At 66.7% G+C, this 2,544-nt stretch carries 5 protein-coding genes; 3 read left to right on the top strand and 2 right to left on the bottom strand.

Annotated elements, in window-relative coordinates; all coding sequences use genetic code 11:
• The 3 genes from IC50_RS23975 to IC50_RS23965 all read left to right on the top strand — a co-directional run.
• The coding region (locus tag IC50_RS23975; RefSeq protein ID WP_244429633.1) for a His/Gly/Thr/Pro-type tRNA ligase C-terminal domain-containing protein at positions 1 to 463 on the top strand (463 nt) is incomplete at its 5' end.
• 55 nt (positions 464 to 518) lie between these two features.
• Entirely contained in the window at positions 519 to 773 is a 255-nt protein-coding gene (locus tag IC50_RS23970) for a tautomerase family protein (protein ID WP_081492500.1), read from the top strand.
• Positions 774 to 885: 112 nt separating this feature from the next.
• On the top strand, positions 886 to 1,278 hold the full coding sequence (locus tag IC50_RS23965) for a thioesterase family protein (RefSeq protein WP_035710474.1): 393 nt from the start codon (positions 886 to 888) through the stop codon (positions 1,276 to 1,278).
• Positions 1,279 to 1,292: 14 nt separating this feature from the next.
• Here the strand turns inward: IC50_RS23965 and proC are convergent, their stop codons facing one another.
• Both proC and IC50_RS23955 read right to left on the bottom strand, forming a co-directional pair.
• Entirely contained in the window at positions 1,293 to 2,168 is an 876-nt protein-coding gene (proC, locus tag IC50_RS23960; RefSeq protein ID WP_050991075.1) for a pyrroline-5-carboxylate reductase, read from the bottom strand.
• Positions 2,169 to 2,316: 148 nt separating this feature from the next.
• A partial coding sequence (locus IC50_RS23955) for a YbjN domain-containing protein (protein WP_035710471.1) occupies positions 2,317 to 2,544 on the bottom strand: 228 nt, incomplete at its 5' end.

The following is a 2,544-nucleotide window of genomic DNA, read 5'->3' as shown; positions in this document are numbered from 1 at the left end:
CCGGGGGGAGCCGGTGCCGGCGACCGGTTTCTCGATCGGCGTGTCGCGCTTGCAGGCTGCGCTGACACTGCTCGGCAAGCTGGATACGCGGCCGGGGTTCGGCCCCGTCGTCGTCACCGTGTTCGACCGCGACCGCGTCGCCGACTACCAGAAGATGGTGGCAAGCTTGCGCACCGCCGGCATCCGCGCCGAGCTCTATCTCGGCAATCCCAGGAACATGGGCAACCAGCTCAAATATGCCGACCGCCGCAACTCGCCTTGCGTCATCATCCAGGGCTCGGATGAAAAGGCGCGCGGTGAGGTGCAGGTCAAGGATTTGATCGAGGGCGCGAAGGCGGCCGCCGCGATCGCCTCCAACCAGGAATGGCGCGAGACCCGTCCGGCGCAGTTCTCGTGCAGCGAAGCCGATCTCGTCGCCAAGGTGCGCGAGGTGCTGGCGCGCCATGACGTGAGCTGGGGCTAGCCATTCGCCCCATTCGTCATGCGTGGGCTTGACCCGCGCATCCATCTTTCAAATGATGAATGGCCGGGAAAAGCCCGGCCGTGACGGCAGCAGCAGGGAGACAACGATGCCTGAGATCACCATCAGCATGGCCGAAGGCCGCACCGACGAGCAGAAGGCCGGCATGATGCGCGACATCACCCAGGCGCTGGTGAAGAATCTCGGCGTCGATGCCGATGCCGTCGTCATCCAGATCAACGAAGCTCCGCTCCGCCACAAGATGAAGGGCGGCAAGACGTTTGTGGAACGCGCGGCGGCCGCGAAGAAGTGACGCGTTAGCGTCATTCCGGGGCAGCCCGCAGGGCTGAACCCGGAATCTCGAGCCAGAAACTTCTGGATTCCGGGTTCGCGCTTCGTGCGCCCCGGAATGACGAGCAGGCACCATGGACGCACGCGACTTCATCACAATCGGCATGAGCGCCGAGCGCACGCTGGTGGTCCCAGTGGAGCGCACGGTCGGGCATTTCGTGCCCGGCATGCCTTTTGTTTATGCGACGCCGATGATGATCCTCGAGATGGAGATGACGGCGGGCGATGCAATCCGCGCTGTGCTTCAGCCGGGCTGGGTCACGGTCGGCACCGAGGTCGACATTCGCCATCTCGCAGCGGCGCTGGTCGGCGCGACGGTGCGGACGACGGCCAAAGTGGTTGCGGTCGAGCGCCGCGTCATCCGCTTCGAGGTCGAGGCCTTCGAGGGCACGCGCAAGCTCGGCGAGGGCCGCCACGCGCGCGGGCTCGTCAATGTCGAGATGTTCAACAAGCGGCTGGGTGCGTAGCGCGCGCCACCTGTTTACTTCGCCAATTCCCTCGACCGCTGCGTCGCCGCGGCGATGGCGCGGATCATCAGATCGCGCAGGCCCGGCTCGCCCATCAGCACGCCGAGCGCCGCAGCCGTGGTGCCGCCGGGCGAGGTGACGTTCTGGCGCAGCGTGCTCGACGGAAGATCCGACTGATGTAGCAGCTCGCCCGAGCCGGCGACGGTCTCGCGGGCGAGCTTCGTCGCGAGCGACTCGGGCAATCCGGCTTCCACGCCGGCGCGGGCGAGTTCCTCGGCGAGCAGGAATACGTAGGCCGGGCCGGAGCCGGAGACGGCCGTCACTGCGTCCATCAGGCCTTCGTCCTCGACCCATTCCACCGCGCCGGTGGCGCGCAGCAATGCATCGGCCACCGCGCGCTGATCCGCGCTGACGTTCTTCGCCGCGACAGCTACGGTGATGCCACGGCCAATCGCGGCCGGCGTGTTCGGCATCGCGCGCACCACGGCACCGCCGCAGACCTCCTCGAGCGAGGCGATCGTGGTGCCCGCCATGATCGAGACCACCGAGGTCTTGTCCGACACGAACGGCTTCAGCCTGGCGCCGGCCTCGCGGAACATCTGCGGCTTCACCGCGACGACCAGGGTCTCGACGGGGCCAGCGGTCGTCACGTCGGGATTGAGCGCGACGCCCTTGGCGCTCAGGGCGGTGATCTCGGGTGAGATGAACGGATCGACCACCGCGACACGGCGCGGATCGAGCCCGCCCGCCAGCCATCCGGTCAGCATCGCGCCGCCCATCTTGCCGGCACCGGCGAGGAGGATGGTGCCTGTGATGTTTTGAAGCGTGCTGTTGTTTGCCACGGTCGTCACCACAAACTCGCTGTCGTCCCTGCGAACGCAGGGACCCATAACCACCAGCGGTCTTAACGGATGACGGTGTTGGCAACAAGCCGTGTGCCACAAGAGGCATCACGCGGTCTGGGTCCCGGATCGTCGCTGCGCTCGTCCGGGACGACATCGTGGAGAGAGCTACGGCTCCCCCATGTCATGAGAGGCCTTAGGCCTCTCCGACAGTGTCGAACATCGCAGCGTCCATGGCCTGCGCGGTGGTCTTGCCGGCCCACACCACGAATTGGAACGCCGGGAAGTAACGTTCGCAGGCGTGAATGGCGCCGGCGAGCATGACTTCGCACTGCGCGGTCGAGGCGGTGAGGCCGCCCGGAAGCACCAGGGCCTGGCGGTGCATGATCATGCCGGTGTTGGTCCACAGATCGAAATGGCCGAC

It is taken from the genome of Bradyrhizobium genomosp. I (2014), from assembly GCF_000261685.1.
Lineage (GTDB): Bacteria > Pseudomonadota > Alphaproteobacteria > Rhizobiales > Xanthobacteraceae > Bradyrhizobium.
Note: the sequence above shows the minus strand (reverse complement) of the source record. Positions and strands in the feature narration are given on the sequence as shown.

Coding starts and splice junctions, on each gene's coding strand:
- IC50_RS23970 (WP_081492500.1), top strand. CDS start 519: ATGAATGGCCGGGAAAAGCCCGGCCGTGACGGCAGCAGCAGGGAGACA.
- IC50_RS23965 (WP_035710474.1), top strand. CDS start 886: ATGGACGCACGCGACTTCATCACAATCGGCATGAGCGCCGAGCGCACG.
- proC (WP_050991075.1), bottom strand. CDS start 2,168: ATGGGTCCCTGCGTTCGCAGGGACGACAGCGAGTTTGTGGTGACGACC.